The following is an 18390-nucleotide window of genomic DNA, read 5'->3' as shown; positions in this document are numbered from 1 at the left end:
TTGTGACAATTAAGTGAGTTGTCGATCGACTATTATTGAAAAACAGTCACAAAGTATACAGGTTAACTGAGGCATGAAGTTATCAATTTAATCTGTAAACTTCATACAAACATTATTATCTACTTATAAGACCAATATTTCAAATGTCAAAATTATTTCCGTTAAAAGGAATCGTCCAAAACTACGCATGGGGAGGTAGTTCGTTTATCCCTGAATTAGTATCTATACCACAAGAAGACAAGCCGTACGCTGAGTATTGGATGGGTGCACACAACAATGCGCCTGCTCAAATTGGTGAATCTCAATTATTGAACAAAATGATTGAAGAAGATCCAAATGGAACAATCGGTAGTTATATCAACGAAAAATTTGGCCGTTTACCATTCTTATTCAAAGTGCTTGATGTAAAAGACGTATTATCTATTCAAGTACACCCCACAAAAGTAGAGGCTGAAAAAGGTTTTGCTAGAGAAAATGAAGAAGGTATTCCTTTAACAGCATCACACAGAAACTACAAAGATGATAACCACAAACCAGAGATTATGGTGGCGTTATCAGAGTTTTATCTATTGCACGGTTTCTTACCAAAAGATAAACTTAAGGAAGTATTAAATACAGTGCCGGAGTTTTCAGATCTAGTGGAAGTGTTTGAAAATGGAGGGTATTATGAATTATATAAAACTGTAATGGAGTATACTCCAGCTCAAGTGAATGAAAAATTACGTTCGCTTGTAGATAGAGTAATGCCATTATATAATGAGGGTAAAATTGAAAAGTCATCTCCTGACTATTGGACAGCAAAATCTGTTGCTTTACAAGCTGAAGGTGAAGACTTGGATAAAGGTATTTACTCTATTTATTTCTTCAATATCGTAAAAGCGGATGTTGGAGAAGCAGTATTCCAAGACGCAGGTCTTCCTCACGCTTATTTGGAAGGTCAAAACATGGAATTAATGGCGAACTCTGACAACGTATTGAGAGGTGGTTTAACGCCTAAGCACGTTGATGTTCCTGAATTATTAAAGCACGTAACATTTGATGAAACGCATCCTGATGTAATGGAAGGTGAGTTACAAGCAGATGGTTTAGAAAGAATTTACAAGAGTCCGGCTCCAGATTTCGAATTGAGTAGAATCTCATTGAAAGAAGGTGATCAGTATACGCATACTGCTAAAACTGCTCAGATTATTATTGTATCTGAAGGAGAGGCAACAATTACTGAAGGTGATGATACTTTAACTTTAACAAGAGGTGAGGTAGCATTATTATTAGTAGATTCTTCTTACTCTATTTCAACTTCAAGTGCAGCTGTATTATTCAAAGCAACAGCTCCAGTAGCATAAGGCTGAGAAATTAAGGATATAAAAAAACGTATCAAGGTTACTTGATACGTTTTTTTTGTTTTTAATCTTTCAATTATCTCAGATCGACTACTTCAACATCAGGATGAGAAGCAGTGTTGAATTTGAAATCGCTATCAGAAACGGAAACATCTTTATTGAAGTTGTTGATTACATAAACATACTTCATTAAGTTTCCTTTCTCGTACATTTCCCATTTTACTAATTCTTTAGTAGAAGATTTAATATACATTCTAATACGGAAGAAATTAATATCTAAACTTTTATCAGGACTAAGGTCAATGATATCTAAACCATTTTCTTTTCCTGCATATAAGTATTTAAAATTCTTTTTATATAAAGTATAGATCTGAGAAGGTGAACCTGTTAAACTTTCTTCGTCTCCCTCAGCAGATTCAATAGTTACCTCTTCCATCTCTTGGTCATATCTATAAACGTCTTTGGTGTCACTATAAATCGTTTGACCATCTAATTGAAGCTGATATTTATTGCCGCTGATAATTGCTTTCATATCAATATCACCTAGTTTACCTTCATTCGTACTAATTGCTTCTTGATGAACATCAGCACTAAATGCGTCTAAACCTTGGTAAAAGCTACTCATTTCGTCTAATATCTTTTTTGCTTTTGCATCTTGTTGAGCGAATAAAGATTGCGTAGAAATAAATAGGATTGAAAGTAATACGTATATATATTTTTTTGTAGTTACCATGCTAAATTTGATTCTATTTGTTCAGTTTTTTTGTTATAGCCTAGTTTAACGTAAAAGGAAGGGTAAAATGTTTCAAACTTTATTCTAAAGTTCTTAAAAGAACCTCAAGATCCATTTCAGTTTTTACATTTACTTGCCTTGCTTTACTGCCTTCGAAAGGCCCAACAATTCCAGCTGCTTCTAACTGATCAATAATTCGGCCAGCCCTGTTGTATCCAAGACTTAATTTTCGTTGAATTAAAGATGTACTGCCCTGCTGATGTCTAACTAACAGACGTGCAGCTTCTTCGAAAAGATCATCTCTGTCATCCACACTTCGTCCTCCAGTTTCTTTACTTGCCGATTGTTCTTCTTCAAACTCTGGTAACATGTATGCTGTAGCAAAACCTGTTTGATCCGCAATGAAGTCGCAAAGTTTTTCAACTTCATCTGTATCAATAAATGCACATTGTAAACGAGTAATGTCATTTCCTGTTGATAATAACATATCACCCATACCAATCAACTGATCTGCTCCACCTGCATCTAAGATTGTTCTTGAATCAATTTTAGATGTTACTCTAAATGAAATACGAGCAGGGAAGTTGGCCTTGATCATACCTGTAATTACATCTACAGAAGGACGTTGTGTAGCCACAACTAAGTGAATACCAATAGCCCTAGCTAACTGTGCTAAACGTGCAATTGGTCCTTCAATTTCCTTACCTGCAGTCATCATTAAGTCGGCCAATTCGTCAATTACTAAAACAATGTAAGGAAGGAAACGGTGCCCTTTCTTAGGATTCAGCCTTCTGCTATTGAATTTTGCATTGTATTCTTTAATGTTTCGAACACCTGCAGACTTCAATAGAGAATAACGCATATCCATCTCCGTACATAATGAATTCAAGATATGGATCGCTTTTTTAGTATCTGTAATAATTGCTTCTTCTGCATCAGGTAAGCTAGCCAAGAAGTGTCTCTCGATTTTATTGAATAATGAAAGTTCCACTTTCTTAGGATCAATCATCACAAACTTCAACTCAGAAGGGTGCTTCTTATACAATAAGCTACTCAAAAGAACATTGATACCCACTGATTTACCTTGACCTGTTGCACCTGCCATTAAAACGTGAGGCATTTTGGCTAAATCCGTTACAAATACTTCATTGGAAATCGTTCTACCAAACGCAATTGGAAGGTCCATTTTTGCTTTCGCGAATTTTTCAGTAGCCAATACAGAAGAAATAGAAACCATTTCTCTATTACTGTTGGGTACTTCAATACCGATTGTACCACGTCCAGGAATAGGAGCGATGATACGGATACCCAATGCGGAAAGACTTAATGCTATATCATCTTCTAGGTTACGGATTTTTGAAATCTTAATACCTACTTCAGGTACAATTTCATAAAGTGTAACTGTAGGACCAATAGTGGCACTAATTGAAGAGATACCTATTTTAAAGTGTCTTAAGGTATTTACAATTCGTTCTTTGTTCTCCTCAAGTTCTTCTTTAGTTACCTTCGCTTTATTTTCAACAGGAGGATTCAATAACTCCAAGCTAGGGTGTTTGTAATGACTTAAATCGAGTTTCGGGTCATATTCATCAAGATCTTCTACTTGAATAAAATCCTCCTCTTCTTCATCAAGCTGAATATTTAAATCTGCTTTATCTACATCGTCTGTATTTGAGACATTGCTTAATTGATGCGGGTCAACTGATTTGTCTACTTCAGGTGCTGGAGCAGGAGGGTCTAAAGCTATAGGATTAGATTTTTTATTTTCTTTTTCTAACTCAAAAGAAGGAGTAGACTCTGGTTCTTTAGAAGTAGAAGCAGGAATTTCTTTTTTTGGAGGAACAGGAGGTAATGGTTCCTGTTTCGTTTTTTGTGTTCTATGTTCAGAATAATTTTGAGTTGGAGGTACAGGAGTTGCTTCACCAACTTGAACATGTTCTACTTGAATATTAACATCAACAGAAATTGGATCTACTTTGATTTGTTGAGGTGAATTATTGTCACTTTTTTCCTCCACAACTGTTGGAGTAGTTTCATTGTGAGGGACAATGTCTGTTGGAGTAGAAGGAGGATTATCTTTCTCCATAATTGTAGAGACTATTTCGTCTTCTAAAGCAGTATCTCTCTCTTCCTCTTTATCCTCTTCATTTGTATTTTCTTCTTCATCACTTGAAGAATCAACTATTTCTTCATGCTCTTTATCCTCCTCTTCATCATGATCAGAAGAAGGTGTTGGAATTGGAACTGTCTGATTTTCTACAGTATTTTTAGTAACCTTTCCAATCAAAGAAGTTACTTTTTTAAATTTGGTGATGTAAACCGTATGTATTAGAACAGCTAAAACCAATAGAATTACGGTACCCCAACCAATGAGACTGTAAAGTCCATCGGCTACTGTAAAACCAATTTTACCACAAAGGAACCCAAGGAAATTAGGAGAGTCATTGACAACCACAAAATAGCCTAACAGAATACTGCTCCACATCATGTAGAAAAGACAGATGTAAGAAAGTTTTCTAAATCTGATTAGTTTCCCTTTTCCCAAGGTGAATAATTCATAACCACCAATAAACAGCATTGGAATTAATAATGCTGTGCCAATACCAAAAAGATTATAAATCAATAAATGTGACAGAGAAGCACCAAGCAGACCAAGCCAGTTTTGTACTTCTTTCCCTGATGAAATCAAATTACTGATTCCTCCCACATTCTCAATCACGCTCTGATCTGCTTTACCAGTAAAAATAAAAGAGAATAAAGCGAGAAATGTATAGATAGAAAGAAATATCAAAGTCATTCCCAGACTCGTTTTCAATCGTGGATCACTAAGCTTATTATTGCTGATTGACATGCTTGGCATTTTCATTCTTGAAGGCCTTTCCGTTCTCTCTTCATGTGGGGTAGCAGAAGTGGGCTGAACGGTAGCATTGGGTTTATATATGTTCTTTCTTATATTTTTTTTTGCTTCTGAAGCCATATAGTAATTTGCTTAACGCTAACAGTTAAAAAAATTATTTAAAGGAATAGTGATCTCTTTCAACACAGGGATTATCAATTGAAATTTATTTCATGATTGAAAATCTACTTAGATTGTAAAACATCATTTTATATCTGTTGGTTGTGATGCAATACATCTTACAAAAATCCTATCACTATTTACCCAAAATTAGGATTTTCTAATGTTAATCGGAATTTTCTCTAATGATAATTACTTTAATTTATTGATAACATCTAATTTTAATTCATATAAACCTTTCTCAAGCCCTACAGGGTATTCATGCGGGTTGTAAAAACGCTTAATACTGTTGTCAAATCGACTTAATTCTATTAATGTTTTTTCTTTTGAAATATGAATATCGGGCTTTTCATAGACTAATTTTCCATTCTTGAAGATTTGAATCAACAGATCTTCACCTTTGTCTTTTTCTGTGATTTTCTTTGATCTTATACCATTATTCGGGTCAATGAGTGTGCATATATCTTCCATGGCACTCTCTTCATTATAGATGCCGTCAGCACTATATTTTCCTTTGTCGTCCATGAATCTCCTAACCTGTAAAATTCCGGGTGTAGAAATCTTATTGACTTGCTCAGATAATTTTACTTTATAGTCTAGTTTTCCTTCTTCTGTCTCAATTGCTCCAAGTTTATAAACACCCCCTAAAGCGGGCTGATCATAAGCAGTTACCAATTTTGTTCCTACTCCCCAGACATTGATTTTGGCATCTTGTTCTTTCTTAAGGTTATTGATGAGGTATTCATCCAAATCATTACTGGCAACAATATTTGCATTTGGAAAACCACCTTCATCTAGCAATTTTCTGGCTTCAATACTGAGATAAGAAAGGTCACCTGAATCAAGGCGGATACCAATCATTTCATATCCTTTTTCTCTTAATTCCAGTCCCACTTCAATGGCTTTTTTAACTCCTTCCAAAGTGTTATAGGTATCCACTAAAAAAATACAATTGGTAGGCATAGAATCAGCGTAAGCTTTAAATGCTTTTAATTCATCATCATAAGACATGATCCATGAGTGGGCATGTGTTCCTTTGACTGGTATATTTAAAAGTTTAGCGGCTAATACATTAGAAGTAGCATCAAAACCACCAATAAATGCAGCTCTTGTGGCAGCAATACCTCCATCAATACCTTGTGCTCTTCGAAGGCCAAACTCTAATAATGTATCATCTTGAGCAGCGATTCTTAACCGAGCGGCTTTTGTGGCAATCAAAGTTTGAAAATTGACAATATTCAAAATGGCAGTTTCCAGTAGTTGACATTCAATCAAATTTCCTTCAACTCTTATAAACGGTTCATTAGGGAAAATAGCTCTTCCTTCTTCCACTGCATAAACATTGACAGATAATTTCAGATTCGATAAATAATCCAAAAACCCTTTTTCAAATAATGGAGTGCCGTCATTATCGGTTTGCTGTGCTAAAAAATCAATGTCATCTTCTGTAAATTCAAATTGATTAATGTAATCAATTACATAACCTAAACCAGCACAAATTGCATAACCGCCTTTAAAAGGTGCTTTTCTAAAATAACCATGGAAAACGGCTTTCTGTTCACCTTTACCTTGTTTCCAATAGCCATAAGCCATAGTGATTTGATAGAAATCGGTTAATAATGTAAGAGATGTTTTATATAAGTCTTTTGAAATATTCATTTGTGCATGATTTTTATACTAAAGAAAATTGAATTTACGTTTCTTTTTTGAGTGATAAAACTACTTAAGTACATTTGTCATAGTACTTTTGATTTATGAAATTAGTAAGTGAAGTAGGAAGCGAACTATAATAGAGCGTTTAAAGATTTACATATGAACATTTTTCAGCAGATATTTTCAATAGGTTTAGATAAAAATATTCAAGGGATTACAAGAGAAAAAGTGATCACCACCAATCAGTTTGCTTTTTATTTGACCTTTTTTGAAATTTTTTACCTGTTACTTTCTATCATGAAAGCCCCAGTTTTGATGAAGTGGCCATTGATGGGAATTTTAGGGAATTTGGTTGTGCTCACTTTGAATCACCTGAGATTGTTTCAAGTCTCAAGAGTGATATTGTGTATTGTACCCATGAGTGTAGTTGTTATTTACAATTCATTTCTAACACCTGAAGGTGCTAACCCAAGAACATCAGGTTACATAGTGGCAATGGTTCATTTGCTCATTCCCTTTTTGATTTTTGATGTCAGGGAGAAGAAATATCAATGGACATTATTTATTCTGCTGTGCGGGTTTATGCTTTCGATGTTCCAGCTTCAAGATTTTTTAGTAGATCCATTGATTGATTATGATACGCTTTATGCTCCAGATTCTACACGTGGAGCCTACCTTGGCTTGTTAGGAATGGGTATTTTAATGCTCTTGATGCAGAGGGAAAGAATGAGTTACCGCTTGGAATCAGAAAGGTTGACTAGGGAAAGCGTGCAAAGAAATATTGAGCTGGAAAAATCAGATAAAGAACTTAGAGAGGTTTTAGAAAAAGTCCAAATTACAAAGGTAGAGGATGAACAAAGAACTTGGACCACACAACGCCTTGCAGAATTCAATGACTTAACAAGAACTGTTGAAGATTTGGATGAACTAATAGATCAGTCGACTAGCTTCTTAGCTAATGTGTTGGAATTGAATCAGGTAGCTGTTTTTTCAAGAGTGGAAGACAAGGAAAGAGGAGATTATTTGAGAAGACAATCTGTTTACGCTTATGATCGTAAAAAGTATTTGAATTCCAATAAAATAGAACAAGGTGAAGGATTGATCGGTCAGTGTTTTCTAGAGAAAAAACCAATTATTCTTAAGGACGTTCCCTCTGGATATTTGAATATCAGTTCTGGTCTTGGTGATATTACAGCCTCTTTTGTAGCCATTTATCCTTTAAAAGCTTACGATAAAGTAGAAGGGGTTATAGAAATTGCCAGTTTTAAAGTGCTAGAAAAATACAAACTGGAATTCTTATCAAGAGTTTGTGAGAGTTTAGCTATTACGATTTTGAATAAGCTTGCTTCAGAAAAATTAAAGCAATTACTATCCATTTCTCAACAACAAGCAGAGCAAATGAGAGCACAGGAAGAGGAAATGCGTCAAAACCTTGAGGAGATGCAAGCAACTCAGGAAGAAATGAAGAGAAATGAGGACTTTTATCAAGCTGAATTAGGAAGATTTAAAAAATTGCTAGATAAATAAATATACTGATAATCAGTTACTTGCGTTTAATTTGTGTAATTTAATTTCTATTACTCTTGTAAATTGGTAGAGTTTATATACTTTTGTATTGTCAAGACGATAAAAACAAACATTTTTTTAGTCTGCTTCTTTCAATTATAATCTTTAAAAATTAATCCAATGAGTGCAAATTTATACAACGATAATTTAGTACCTGTAGGGGAAAAATTAAGAAATCAACCAATAGGTGTAGTTTATAGTTCTGAAACTTACGGAGCTGGAGAAACTAAAATGTCTTTATTCTCAAAAGATCAAAAAGAGCAGTTAGATGCTATTTGTGATAGACTTTTGATGAATTTAGTAGCTAACCCTGAGCGAATGTATAGAATCTCATTGGAAGGTAGAGGTCAAGCTTCTGGAGAAGCTGATGACCGTAATTTGAAGTTAGCTTCTTTAAGAGGTAAATATATGAGAGATGCGGCTTACAAATACATGTTAGGATATGAGAAGGACGGTCAAACAATGGCTTCTTTTATCTTATCAGGTCAGTTGACATTAAGAGTAATTGATATCAAACCGTTTTATGATGTTGATAAAGGTAGAATCCTTTGGGCAGATGGTATTGCCGGTGATGCTAAATATCAAAGATCGAAACTAAACGTATATTATGAGTCCAAGTTGAAATAACAACAGACTTGGATTTTGAAAGATTATATAAAGGGCTACATTCTTTAGTGAATGTAGCCCTATTTTTTTGAATATACTTTTGTAAGAAGGTTGTCAAAAATAATGATACTATTTTGATTAGTTCTTATGAAGTCATATGGTATTCTTCTCCATTCCAAATCACAGATAAACCTCCATTATATTCTGTGATAGAAACAGATTTTTTCTTGTCATTTTCTTTATAAAAAGTGATAACACTTGGTGTATTTGCATTATATTTTGGCACATATCCATGTAGAACCTCTCTATGTTCAGAACCACTTTTATCCATAAATTTTAATATTAGATCTCCCGAAGTCTTATCATAAGAAACACTAACATTAACTTCTGAAGTATGTCTAAATTCTACGATATACAGCTGGATTTTATCTTCAAAATGGCCTCCGTTGCTATAGAAACTGGCTAATAAAGGGTAATCCGTTTGGATTTGTGCAAAAGCAAAATGGCATGTGAATAATAAAGTTATGAGTAAACTCTTTTGGAAAAATTGTTTCATACTAGGGGTGTTTAATTGTATTGCGTTGTTATAAAAATAATAAATACTTGTAAAAAAGTCTATTGATAGATGTGTAAGTGATGTACTGTATTTATAATTTACAAAGAAAAATCTTATTATTATTTTGTAGAATTGTAATTACTTACATTTTTTTAATGATAATATCACTCTTTAAACACAATGACTAATCAAAACTTCAGTCTGCCACATCGCCTCTTGCACTGGCTCATTGCATTTACTATGCTATTCATATTGATGACGATCTTCTTGAGAGAGAACTGGATGAGCAAGTATTATATGCGTGATGTAATTCTTAATTATTTAGGAACTTTTAATGTAGAAATCTCAACAGATCAAGCTATGAAAATAGCCAAAGCTATTCGTGGAAACATGTGGCAATGGCATATCAATGCAGGGTATCTACTTATAGGTCTTTATGTATTAAGGCTATTAACCAATGTCAAAGAAAAAGGAATGAAACTGAGTTTCCTTTCTTCAAAAGAATTGACCAGCAAAGAAAAAATGGAAGGATGGGTATATTTTATTTTCTATGTCTGTATAGCAGGTTCTTTAATTACAGGGATGAGTCTTATTTATGATGTGGGAGATCATGAATTGATGGAAGACTTACACAAAATGTCACTTTATTATCTAGTGAGTTTTATCATTATTCATTTCCTTGGAATCATAATGGGTGAATTAAGAGATAAGAAAAATATTGTTTCAAAGATGATTCACGGTAAAAACAACTGATAATCATTTGAAAGGTGACTTTCGTCATGTATATTTGTAGTATACAAACCTAAAATTTGGCACTATGCAAGGAGAAGGATTAATCTACAAAATATTATTTATTGTGACTTTAAGTACTGTTTTTCCGATGATTGGTTACTTTCTAGACTATAAGCATAAACGCAAAATGTTTAGACAACAAGCTCCTCAAAAAGGAAAGACCAGCCAAGAGAATAAGTAATATTTTCAGGTACAAAAAATAGCCCTGTAATCGTTTTTGATTACAGGGCTATTTTTATTCAGGTTAAATTGATCTAGAAAATATAGAGATAATATCCATAGTAAATCAATCCAGCACCAAACATCACAAATATGTGCCAAACAGCGTGGTTATATCTTAACCTTCTCCAAAGGTAAAAAGGAACGCCAAGTGTATAAGCCAATCCCCCGGCTATGATCCATCTCATCCCTTCTCCCAAAGCCTCAAGCATCTCAGGAAATACAAATACACCTACCCAACCTGTTAATAAGTAAAGTGTAATAGAAACCCACTGATAACGGTCTGCAACGATCATCTTGAATATTGTACCCAGAATAGCAATTACCCAAATAACAATGAAGAGTTCTGTACCACCTTGGTTTGGTATAACAATTAAACACATCGGTGTATATGTTCCTGCTATCAGCCAATAAATCGCTGAATGGTCAAGTATCACAAGTGTTTTAGTGTAGTTGTCATCAGAATGTAGGTGGAGGAGTGTAGAGCATGTAAACAGAATAATCATACTTCCTCCAAATAGGATAGCAGAAATAATGTACTTGGGGTCATTTGCATCAATATTGTTCAGTAATATGGCTAATCCGATAGCACTTAATAGTGCTGCAATACCATGAGTAATACTGTTGACGACCTCTTCTTCTGGGGTGTCGCGTGGAATTTCTAGTTCATTTGCGGTGGAGGCTTGGTTCAGTTCGTCGTTTTCTAAAGTGGATGTATAAGAAAGTTTTTTCATGGGATAATTATATTTATCAGAGAAAGGTTTAGGGTGATGGATTTTAATGAGTCATCTATTATTATAAAGACAATTATGTTAGATGAGTAGCCAAAATATTTTTTTAGTATGCACAACAGGTGAATGTAAATTAAACTTTTTAATAGGCTTATTGCAATTAATATACATAATTTTTCTATCCTAAACAACCTTTTTGTTAATTTGTGAATCGCTAAAATTTCTTTTTAGTTGAGTCAAAAAAATTATTAGAAAAATACAATATATAAATACATGATAGATCATAGATACTTAGCAACCGACCCTTCTATTTGGACTGGAAGAATAGATGGTGAAACTTATGATGTTTTCAGATGGCATCAGAAGATGCAGGTGATCAATCTTGAGCAAGAAGAAATGCCTGTTTTAAAAGAAGGGGAATCTGGAGTTGCTATTGTTGGTTTCATGTGTGATGAAGGGGTAAAACGTAATAATGGTAGAGTAGGAGCCGTTGATGGACCTTATGAGATGAGAAAAGTCTGTGCCAATCTACCTGTGCACTTCCCTGAATCTGTTCACCTTTTAGACCTTGGTAATATTCAATGTAATGACGAAGATCTTGAAGGTGCTCAAGAGGCGTTGGGAAAAGTTATCGAAATGGTCTTAACGAAAGGATATCGTCCTCTAGTTTGGGGTGGAGGGCACGAGATCGCTTATGCTCATTACTTAGGTGTCAATGCTTATATGAATAAAGTGCATCCGGGTAAAAGATTAGGTATTATCAATTTTGATGCTCATTTTGATTTAAGAGAGCCTAATCCGCTTCCAAGTTCAGGAACACCATTTTACCAAATTGCTCAGCAACAAAAAGAGCAAAGTAGATCTTTCAATTATTTGGTGATCGGGATTCAAAAAAACAGTAATACACAGAAACTTTATGACACGGCTAACGATCTTAATGTAAAATATATTACAGGTAGAAGGTTGTCAGAAGCAGATAAAGTAGGAACAACACATAAGCTAAGTGCATTCTTAGATAATGTAGATTTCATTTATCAAACAACTTGTATGGATGTATTTGCAGCGCATTATGCTCCTGGTGTAAGTGCTTCAGCTTACAATGGTGTAGAGCCTAACCCTACATTTATGAGGTTGTTCAAGAAGGTATATAAAAGTGGGAAAGTGATTTCATCTGATATTGCAGAGTTAAATCCTCGTTTTGATATCGACAAAAGGACAGCTAAACTAGCGGCGGCGTTATCATTTGAAATTGTAAAATCATAAATCATAGCATGGGGTTACTGTACAAGTAACTCCTTTTTTCATATATGGAAGTAAGAATAGAAGAATCCTGGAAAGAAAAACTAACAACAGAGTTTAATCAGCCCTATTTTGCAGATCTTGTTCAGTTTGTAAAACAAGAGTATGCAACCAAAACAATTTTCCCTCCAGCAGGTAAGATTTTCAATGCCTTTGATCATTGCCCTTTCGATAAAGTGAAAGTTGTTATTTTAGGACAAGATCCTTATCATGGAGAAGGTCAAGCCAACGGGTTATGCTTTTCAGTAAGTGATGGTATCAAACAACCTCCTTCATTGGTCAATATTTTCAAGGAAATAGAGTCTGATTTAGGTATTCCAAGGCCTCAGTCTGGAAATCTGGAACGCTGGGCTGATCAAGGTGTACTCTTGTTGAATGCAACACTTACGGTTGAAGCTCATAAAGCGGGTTCCCATCAAAATAAGGGATGGGAGAGATTTACAGATGCTGTGATTGAGAAAGTGGCTAAAGAAAAAGAAGGTGTAGTATTTTTCTTATGGGGATCTTATGCACAGAAAAAAGGAAGAGTAATTGACCCTGATAAGCACTTGGTGTTGAAGTCAGTTCATCCATCACCTTTGTCAGCACACAGGGGGTTCTTTGGAAATCATCAATTCCAACAAGCCAATAATTATCTGAAGCAACAAGGTGAAACATCAATTAATTGGTAATGGAATAAGATCTGAAGATTTTTATCGTTAATAAAATGTGAGTGCGATGCTCACCGAGAGTCTGTTTGGAAATTGCTATCAAATGGACTCTAAGCAAGTTTATCCCCTAAAAGCAAAATTTTTTATATACCAATGAAGAAAAAAATCGTTGGAAGTTATCCTTATACTAACGTTCTGTTCAGTATTTCTGCTGCATTGTTTATGATTGCTTTGTTTGGACTTTTCGCCATAGGCACCAAAAGACTGGCCAACAAACTATCAAGTGGTATTGAGATGCAGGTCATCTTGGATAAGAATTTAACAGAAGAGGAAAAAGAGAATTTATCCACTTCAATTCAAAACTTTTCTTTTGTATCAAAAGAACAACCTCCTCAATTTATCAGTAAAGAGTCTGCGGCTGAGATAATGATTGAAACCACAGGTGAGGATTTTGTGAGGTTTCTAGGAGAAAATCCGCTAAGAGATGCTTATGCTGTTCGTGTGGATGTCGGAATAGAAGTGAGTGCATTAGAAGAAATAAAGCATCAACTGGGGTCAATTCCCGGTGTATACGAAGTAGTTTATACCAAAAGTATGCTTCAAAATATCAGGGGGAACATGAGAACAATCGGTTTTGTTGTCATTGCATTGTCCTTTATATTTTTCTCAACGGCCGTAATTCTTATTAATAATTCCATTCGTTTGGCTTTATACTCTCAAAGGTTTTTAATTCGCTCAATGCAGTTAGTTGGTGCAACTCAAATGTTCATCAAACAACCATTCTTATTGAGAGGTGCAATTCAAGGGGCAATTGGAGGAGGAATAGCTTCAGTGTTTGTAGCATTGGTAGCCATTTCAGCAATATCTTCTATGCCAGAATTGATCCATCTCATCTCTACAAAAGATATTGGGTTTATTTGTATATTAGCGGTCATTTTGGGATCTTTAGTAGTAGTCTCAAGTGTATACTTTTCAATAAGTAAATATTTAAAGTTAAAGTTAGACGACCTGTATTAATCATAAGATCATGGGGAGAAAAAATAATAATGACGGAGGCGATTGGAAAGATCGTCTAGGTGTAGTGTTTAGTACTGATCCTGATTACGAATATGAAACCGAATCGGATTTTGAAGAAGAGACAGTACCACCTAATCAACAAGACTTAAGAGTAATGTTGGACCGTAAGAATAGAAAAGGTAAATCTGCTACATTAGTAACAGGTTTTGTTGGAAGTGATGATGATTTGAAAGCTTTGGCCAAAACATTGAAATCAAAATGTGGAGTGGGTGGCAGTGCCAAAGATGGAGAAATAATCATTCAAGGTGACTTCAGAGATAAAGTAATGGACTTGCTGAAAGAAGCAGGCTATAAAGCAAAAAAATCTGGAGGTTAAAAATTTAAATATAAACACTTGTTGTTATAAAAAGTTGTATTTTTGTGGCAATAAATAAGATATGAATGAACCTCGATCTATGATTTTTGTAGAAAGAGGTTTTTTCTTATTATATAAAGACTTTATTTGTATTACTCAGTTTACTAGTTTTAAGATAGAAGCTCCCATTATTTAGTACAGAACTTATAATAAAATCAGAAGATCTTGACTTTTTGATTATGAAAAAGACACTTTTTACCATAATTCTATTCCATTTTTCAATGTTATTATCTGCACAAGAAACGTTTCATCTTGTACAGTTTAATGATAAGAAGCAAACGAATTTCAGTTTATCTAATCCAGAAGAATATCTTTCAGCATCAGCAGTTAATAGGAGGAAAGTGATGGATATTGCCATTGATTCTACCGACCTGCCTGTTGTTCAATCTTATATTGATGCAGTAGCCGCTACAGGAGCAAAAATATGGCATCCTTTGAAATGGTTTAATGCTGTCATTGTAAGCAATGCAAACCCTGCTGAAATTGAAAAAATAGCCTCTGTTTCAAAAGTGATGGATATGTCTGATAAGACTATGGGAGGAATTCAGGAAGATTTAAAAACAGAAACTTACAATTATGGTAAATCTGAACAGCAGAATGTACTGTTAGGGATCGACAAGATGCATGCTGATGGAAATAAAGGAGAAGGAATACATATTGCTGTTTTAGATGCTGGCTTTAGAAATTATACAACAAATCCATTTTTTTCGGATTTGAATTTAGGTGAAGCATTTGATTTTTATGCAAAAAACTCTAATGTAGCTGATGATCATACTCACGGATCTGATGTGCTTTCCACTATGGCTGCCTTTGATGAAGGAAATTATGTAGGAGGTGCTCCTGAAGCCACTTATTATTTATACAGAACTGAAAATACTGCTTATGAAAGTAGAATTGAGGAATTGATGTGGGTGGCAGCTGCAGAACGTGCTGATTCTATTGGTGTGGATATTATTCAAAGTTCTTTAGGTTATTATGATTTTGATGATGCTTCACAGAATTATAGTCATACTGACCTGAACGGTAAAGTGGCATGGATAACAATAGGTGCCAACCACGCTTTCACAAAAGGAATCCTAGTAGTGTCTTCTGCAGGAAATGAAGGTGTTGGGTCATGGAAGAAAATATCATTCCCATCGGATTCCCCTTTTGTCTTGACAGTAGGTTCAGTCAATCTAACTACTTTAAATAAAGCAATTTCAAGTTCATTTGGTCCTACAGCAGATGGAAGAACAAAGCCAGACGTGATGGCGGCCGGTGAAGGTGCATGGGTTGTGAAATCTACTGGTACTGTAAGTACGTCAAATGGTACATCTTTTTCAGCTCCTCAAATGACAGCTTTATGTGCAGGTCTGATGCAAGCACTTCCTGAAGGCACTATGCCAATGGATATCATTACAAGATTAAGAAGAGCTGGTGATAAATTCTCAGCTCCTGATAGTTTATACGGTTATGGTATTCCTAATTACGAAAGAGCCTTATTGATCACCGATTTGGAAGAAAACGAAAGCCTTTTCAAAAAAGTAAAAGTATACCCAAACCCAGTGGATGGCACTGCCATTAAGGTTGAGTTACCTTCCAAATTTAAGAACATGGATTTAGAATTTGTATGGTATACAATGGCAGGGCAGGTTATTCAAAAACAAGAAGCTGTCAATGAAAAAAATATAGTCCTTTTAGAATTACCAGCAGATCACAGAGGACAATATTTATTATTAAGAGTATCTACAGAAGAATATTATAAGACCTTTAAAGTGAAAGTGAATTAATTTTATCACTTTATAGTTAGGTTAGTGTTTCTAATAATCAAACTAAATATTTAATAAAATGTCAAAAAATCAAGTATTAGTAACAGGAGGAACCGGTTATATTGGTTCTCATACAGTTGTAGAACTTCAAAATCAAGGTTATGAAGTGATAATAGTTGATGATTTATCCAACTCTGAAATTGAAGTTGTAGATAGAATAGAGAAAATAACAGGTAAAAGACCATTTTTTGAAGAACTTGATTTAGTAAATGAAAGTGGTGTAGAAGCTCTGTTTAAGAAATATCCTAACATCGGTTCTGTGATTCACTTTGCCGCTTTTAAGGCAGTGGGAGAATCGGTGAAAGAACCGCTGAAATATTATCAGAATAATATCTGTTCGTTGATTAATTTGCTGAACAGTATGAAAAAGTATAAGGTGGAAAATATGGTATTTTCATCTTCTTGTACAGTGTATGGTCAGCCAGAAGATTTACCAGTGACAGAATCAGCTAAAGTACAACCAGCCGAGTCGCCTTATGGTAACACAAAGCAAATATGCGAAGAGATATTAAGGGATACTGTGAAGGCTTTTCCTGAGATTAAAGCCATTGCACTTCGTTACTTCAATCCAGTAGGAGCCCATTCATCAGCATTGATTGGTGAGTTGCCTAAGGGAGTTCCACAAAATTTAGTACCGTTCATTACACAAACTGCTATTGGATTAAGAGATCAACTTTCTGTTTTTGGTGATAATTACAATACGCCTGATGGTTCAGCTATTCGAGATTACATTCATGTGGTAGACTTAGCGAAGGCCCATATCATTGCGGCAGAACGTTTGTTGGAAAATAAGAATGAGGAAGGTTACGAATTCTTTAATTTAGGAACGGGAACAGGGTCATCTGTTTTAGAAGTTATTAATGCTTTTGAAAAAGTAAATGATATTCCTGTGAATTATAAGATTGTAGACCGTAGAGAAGGAGATGTAGAGCAGATCTGGGCAGATACAACCATTGCCAATGAAATTTTAGGCTGGAAAGCAGAAAGTGGAATTGATGAGATGATGGAGTCTGCTTGGAAATGGGAACAGGCTATCCGTAAAGGAAATGCATAGTCGTTTTTAAGTATCAAAAAAGGCATTATTCTGGTCAGGAATAATGCCTTTTTCATTTATAGAATATTCAAATTCTGTTCTTTGATTTTTTCCAGCTCGTCTTTCATATTCACCACAATTTTCTGAATATCGACGTCGTTGGCTTTTGAACCAATTGTATTGATTTCTCGGCCAATTTCCTGAGCAATAAAACCAAGTTTTTTACCATTTGATTTAGGTTGCTCTAATGTTTGGATGAAGTATTTCAAATGTTGAGACAATCTAACTTTTTCTTCATTGATATCTAATTTCTCAATGTAGAAAATTAATTCCTGCTCAAATCTATTGGCATCAAAGTTTTCGTTATTCTCAAACTCAGCAATTTGATTTCTCAATCTTTCCTTCAAACGCTCAATTCTTTGTGGATCTAATTCAGTTACTTTTTCTAAGTATTCTGTAATTTTAACCACAGCACCTTTTAATGCTTGCTCTAAAGCAGTTCCTTCAACCGTTCTGAATTCAATTGTTTTATTAATTGCTTCCAAAATACCTTCATGAATCACTGGCCAGTCTTCTTTAGTAATATCTTCCTGATTTTCTTTTGAAAAAACTTCAGGCATATTCATCACTATTTCAAGAAGATTACCTGAATCAGTATCTAAATCCTCAGAAATGCTCTTTAAGCTATTGTAATAGCTTTTTATAACTTCAGTATTCAACGAAGCTGTTAAACTCTCAGAACGTTTAGAAACATAATTCAAGATCAAAAGGATTTTACCTCTTTGAAGCTTTGAACTCAATAAATTTCTTAACTCAATTTCCTTGTCTGAAAAAGTTGATGACATTTTAATATTGCAATCAGCATTCTTTGAATTAAGTGTTTTAATTTCAATAGAAGCACTGAAATGCTCATTTTCTATTGCTACTTGGCCGAAGCCAGTCATCGATTGTATCAT

16 protein-coding genes are annotated in these 18390 nt (G+C 34.5%); 10 read left to right on the top strand and 6 right to left on the bottom strand.

Going from position 1 to position 18390, the window contains the following annotated elements; genetic code table 11:
* The first annotated feature begins 143 nt into the window (after positions 1–143).
* On the top strand, positions 144–1343 hold the full coding sequence (gene manA, locus AVL50_RS12750; protein ID WP_062616884.1) for a mannose-6-phosphate isomerase, class I: 1200 nt from the start codon (positions 144–146) through the stop codon (positions 1341–1343).
* A 73-nt stretch (positions 1344–1416) separates the two neighbouring features.
* Here the strand turns inward: manA and AVL50_RS12745 are convergent, their stop codons facing one another.
* The 3 genes from AVL50_RS12745 to AVL50_RS12735 all read right to left on the bottom strand — a co-directional run bounded on the left by AVL50_RS12745 (position 1417) and on the right by AVL50_RS12735 (position 6748).
* Positions 1417–2073, bottom strand: coding sequence for an outer membrane lipoprotein carrier protein LolA (locus AVL50_RS12745; RefSeq protein ID WP_062616883.1), 657 nt, complete (start codon positions 2071–2073; stop codon positions 1417–1419).
* 79 nt (positions 2074–2152) lie between these two features.
* On the bottom strand, positions 2153–5050 hold the full coding sequence (locus AVL50_RS32730; protein WP_082795792.1) for a DNA translocase FtsK 4TM domain-containing protein: 2898 nt from the start codon (positions 5048–5050) through the stop codon (positions 2153–2155).
* A 231-nt stretch (positions 5051–5281) separates the two neighbouring features.
* Complete coding sequence (locus AVL50_RS12735; protein ID WP_062616882.1) at positions 5282–6748, bottom strand: nicotinate phosphoribosyltransferase; 1467 nt, start codon at positions 6746–6748, stop codon at positions 5282–5284.
* 153 nt (positions 6749–6901) lie between these two features.
* On the opposite strand from AVL50_RS12735, the gene AVL50_RS12730 reads away from it, so the two are divergent.
* Both AVL50_RS12730 and AVL50_RS12725 read left to right on the top strand, forming a co-directional pair.
* On the top strand, positions 6902–8269 hold the full coding sequence (locus AVL50_RS12730; protein WP_062616881.1) for a GAF domain-containing protein: 1368 nt from the start codon (positions 6902–6904) through the stop codon (positions 8267–8269).
* Positions 8270–8428: 159 nt separating this feature from the next.
* Positions 8429–8935: a hypothetical protein gene (locus AVL50_RS12725; RefSeq protein WP_062616880.1), complete on the top strand. Its 507-nt coding sequence runs from the start codon at positions 8429–8431 to the stop codon at positions 8933–8935.
* A 124-nt stretch (positions 8936–9059) separates the two neighbouring features.
* Here AVL50_RS12725 and AVL50_RS12720 read toward each other — a convergent pair whose 3' ends face one another.
* Positions 9060–9470 carry a hypothetical protein gene (locus tag AVL50_RS12720; RefSeq protein WP_062616879.1) on the bottom strand — a complete coding sequence of 137 codons (411 nt, stop codon included), beginning with the start codon at positions 9468–9470 and terminating at the stop codon, positions 9060–9062.
* A gap of 180 nt (positions 9471–9650) precedes the next feature.
* On the opposite strand from AVL50_RS12720, the gene AVL50_RS12715 reads away from it, so the two are divergent.
* Entirely contained in the window at positions 9651–10223 is a 573-nt protein-coding gene (locus AVL50_RS12715; protein ID WP_063850691.1) for a cytochrome b/b6 domain-containing protein, read from the top strand.
* A gap of 293 nt (positions 10224–10516) precedes the next feature.
* Here the strand turns inward: AVL50_RS12715 and AVL50_RS12710 are convergent, their stop codons facing one another.
* On the bottom strand, positions 10517–11215 hold the full coding sequence (locus tag AVL50_RS12710; protein ID WP_062616877.1) for a hemolysin III family protein: 699 nt from the start codon (positions 11213–11215) through the stop codon (positions 10517–10519).
* Positions 11216–11485: 270 nt separating this feature from the next.
* Between AVL50_RS12710 and hutG the strand changes: the two genes are divergently transcribed.
* From hutG to galE, 6 genes are all read left to right on the top strand, one after another.
* Positions 11486–12475 (top strand): formimidoylglutamase, encoded by a 990-nt coding sequence (hutG, locus tag AVL50_RS12705; protein WP_062616876.1) that lies wholly within the window; start codon positions 11486–11488, stop codon positions 12473–12475.
* 44 nt (positions 12476–12519) lie between these two features.
* Positions 12520–13182: a uracil-DNA glycosylase gene (gene ung, locus AVL50_RS12700; RefSeq protein ID WP_062616875.1), complete on the top strand. Its 663-nt coding sequence runs from the start codon at positions 12520–12522 to the stop codon at positions 13180–13182.
* A 132-nt stretch (positions 13183–13314) separates the two neighbouring features.
* The gene (locus tag AVL50_RS12695; protein WP_062616874.1) at positions 13315–14178 is read left to right on the top strand and encodes an ABC transporter permease; all 864 of its coding nucleotides are present in this window, start codon (positions 13315–13317) and stop codon (positions 14176–14178) included.
* A 10-nt stretch (positions 14179–14188) separates the two neighbouring features.
* Positions 14189–14554, top strand: a complete 366-nt coding sequence (locus tag AVL50_RS12690) for a translation initiation factor (protein WP_062616873.1) — start codon at positions 14189–14191, stop codon at positions 14552–14554.
* A 218-nt stretch (positions 14555–14772) separates the two neighbouring features.
* Positions 14773–16362: a S8 family peptidase gene (locus tag AVL50_RS12685; RefSeq protein ID WP_082795791.1), complete on the top strand. Its 1590-nt coding sequence runs from the start codon at positions 14773–14775 to the stop codon at positions 16360–16362.
* A gap of 58 nt (positions 16363–16420) precedes the next feature.
* Positions 16421–17455: a UDP-glucose 4-epimerase GalE gene (gene galE / locus AVL50_RS12680; RefSeq protein ID WP_062616871.1), complete on the top strand. Its 1035-nt coding sequence runs from the start codon at positions 16421–16423 to the stop codon at positions 17453–17455.
* 56 nt (positions 17456–17511) lie between these two features.
* Here the strand turns inward: galE and AVL50_RS12675 are convergent, their stop codons facing one another.
* A complete protein-coding gene (locus AVL50_RS12675; protein WP_062616870.1) occupies positions 17512–18390 on the bottom strand; it encodes a YicC/YloC family endoribonuclease in 879 nt (292 codons plus the stop codon).

The organism is Flammeovirga sp. SJP92 (genome assembly GCF_001583495.1).
GTDB lineage: Bacteria > Bacteroidota > Bacteroidia > Cytophagales > Flammeovirgaceae > Flammeovirga.
Note: the sequence above shows the minus strand (reverse complement) of the source record. Positions and strands in the feature narration are given on the sequence as shown.

What these genes read in the sequence shown, in the direction of transcription:
- AVL50_RS12735 (WP_062616882.1), bottom strand. Translation starts at nt 6,748, where the DNA reads ATGAATATTTCAAAAGACTTATATAAAACATCTCTTACATTATTAACC.
- AVL50_RS12685 (WP_082795791.1), top strand. Translation starts at nt 14,773, where the DNA reads ATGAAAAAGACACTTTTTACCATAATTCTATTCCATTTTTCAATGTTA.
- ung (WP_062616875.1), top strand. Translation starts at nt 12,520, where the DNA reads ATGGAAGTAAGAATAGAAGAATCCTGGAAAGAAAAACTAACAACAGAG.
- hutG (WP_062616876.1), top strand. Translation starts at nt 11,486, where the DNA reads ATGATAGATCATAGATACTTAGCAACCGACCCTTCTATTTGGACTGGA.
- AVL50_RS12675 (WP_062616870.1), bottom strand. Translation starts at nt 18,390, where the DNA reads ATGATACAATCGATGACTGGCTTCGGCCAAGTAGCAATAGAAAATGAG.
- AVL50_RS12720 (WP_062616879.1), bottom strand. Translation starts at nt 9,470, where the DNA reads ATGAAACAATTTTTCCAAAAGAGTTTACTCATAACTTTATTATTCACA.
- AVL50_RS12695 (WP_062616874.1), top strand. Translation starts at nt 13,315, where the DNA reads ATGAAGAAAAAAATCGTTGGAAGTTATCCTTATACTAACGTTCTGTTC.
- galE (WP_062616871.1), top strand. Translation starts at nt 16,421, where the DNA reads ATGTCAAAAAATCAAGTATTAGTAACAGGAGGAACCGGTTATATTGGT.
- AVL50_RS32730 (WP_082795792.1), bottom strand. Translation starts at nt 5,050, where the DNA reads ATGGCTTCAGAAGCAAAAAAAAATATAAGAAAGAACATATATAAACCC.
- AVL50_RS12730 (WP_062616881.1), top strand. Translation starts at nt 6,902, where the DNA reads ATGAACATTTTTCAGCAGATATTTTCAATAGGTTTAGATAAAAATATT.
- AVL50_RS12725 (WP_062616880.1), top strand. Translation starts at nt 8,429, where the DNA reads ATGAGTGCAAATTTATACAACGATAATTTAGTACCTGTAGGGGAAAAA.
- manA (WP_062616884.1), top strand. Translation starts at nt 144, where the DNA reads ATGTCAAAATTATTTCCGTTAAAAGGAATCGTCCAAAACTACGCATGG.
- AVL50_RS12690 (WP_062616873.1), top strand. Translation starts at nt 14,189, where the DNA reads ATGGGGAGAAAAAATAATAATGACGGAGGCGATTGGAAAGATCGTCTA.
- AVL50_RS12745 (WP_062616883.1), bottom strand. Translation starts at nt 2,073, where the DNA reads ATGGTAACTACAAAAAAATATATATACGTATTACTTTCAATCCTATTT.
- AVL50_RS12710 (WP_062616877.1), bottom strand. Translation starts at nt 11,215, where the DNA reads ATGAAAAAACTTTCTTATACATCCACTTTAGAAAACGACGAACTGAAC.
- AVL50_RS12715 (WP_063850691.1), top strand. Translation starts at nt 9,651, where the DNA reads ATGACTAATCAAAACTTCAGTCTGCCACATCGCCTCTTGCACTGGCTC.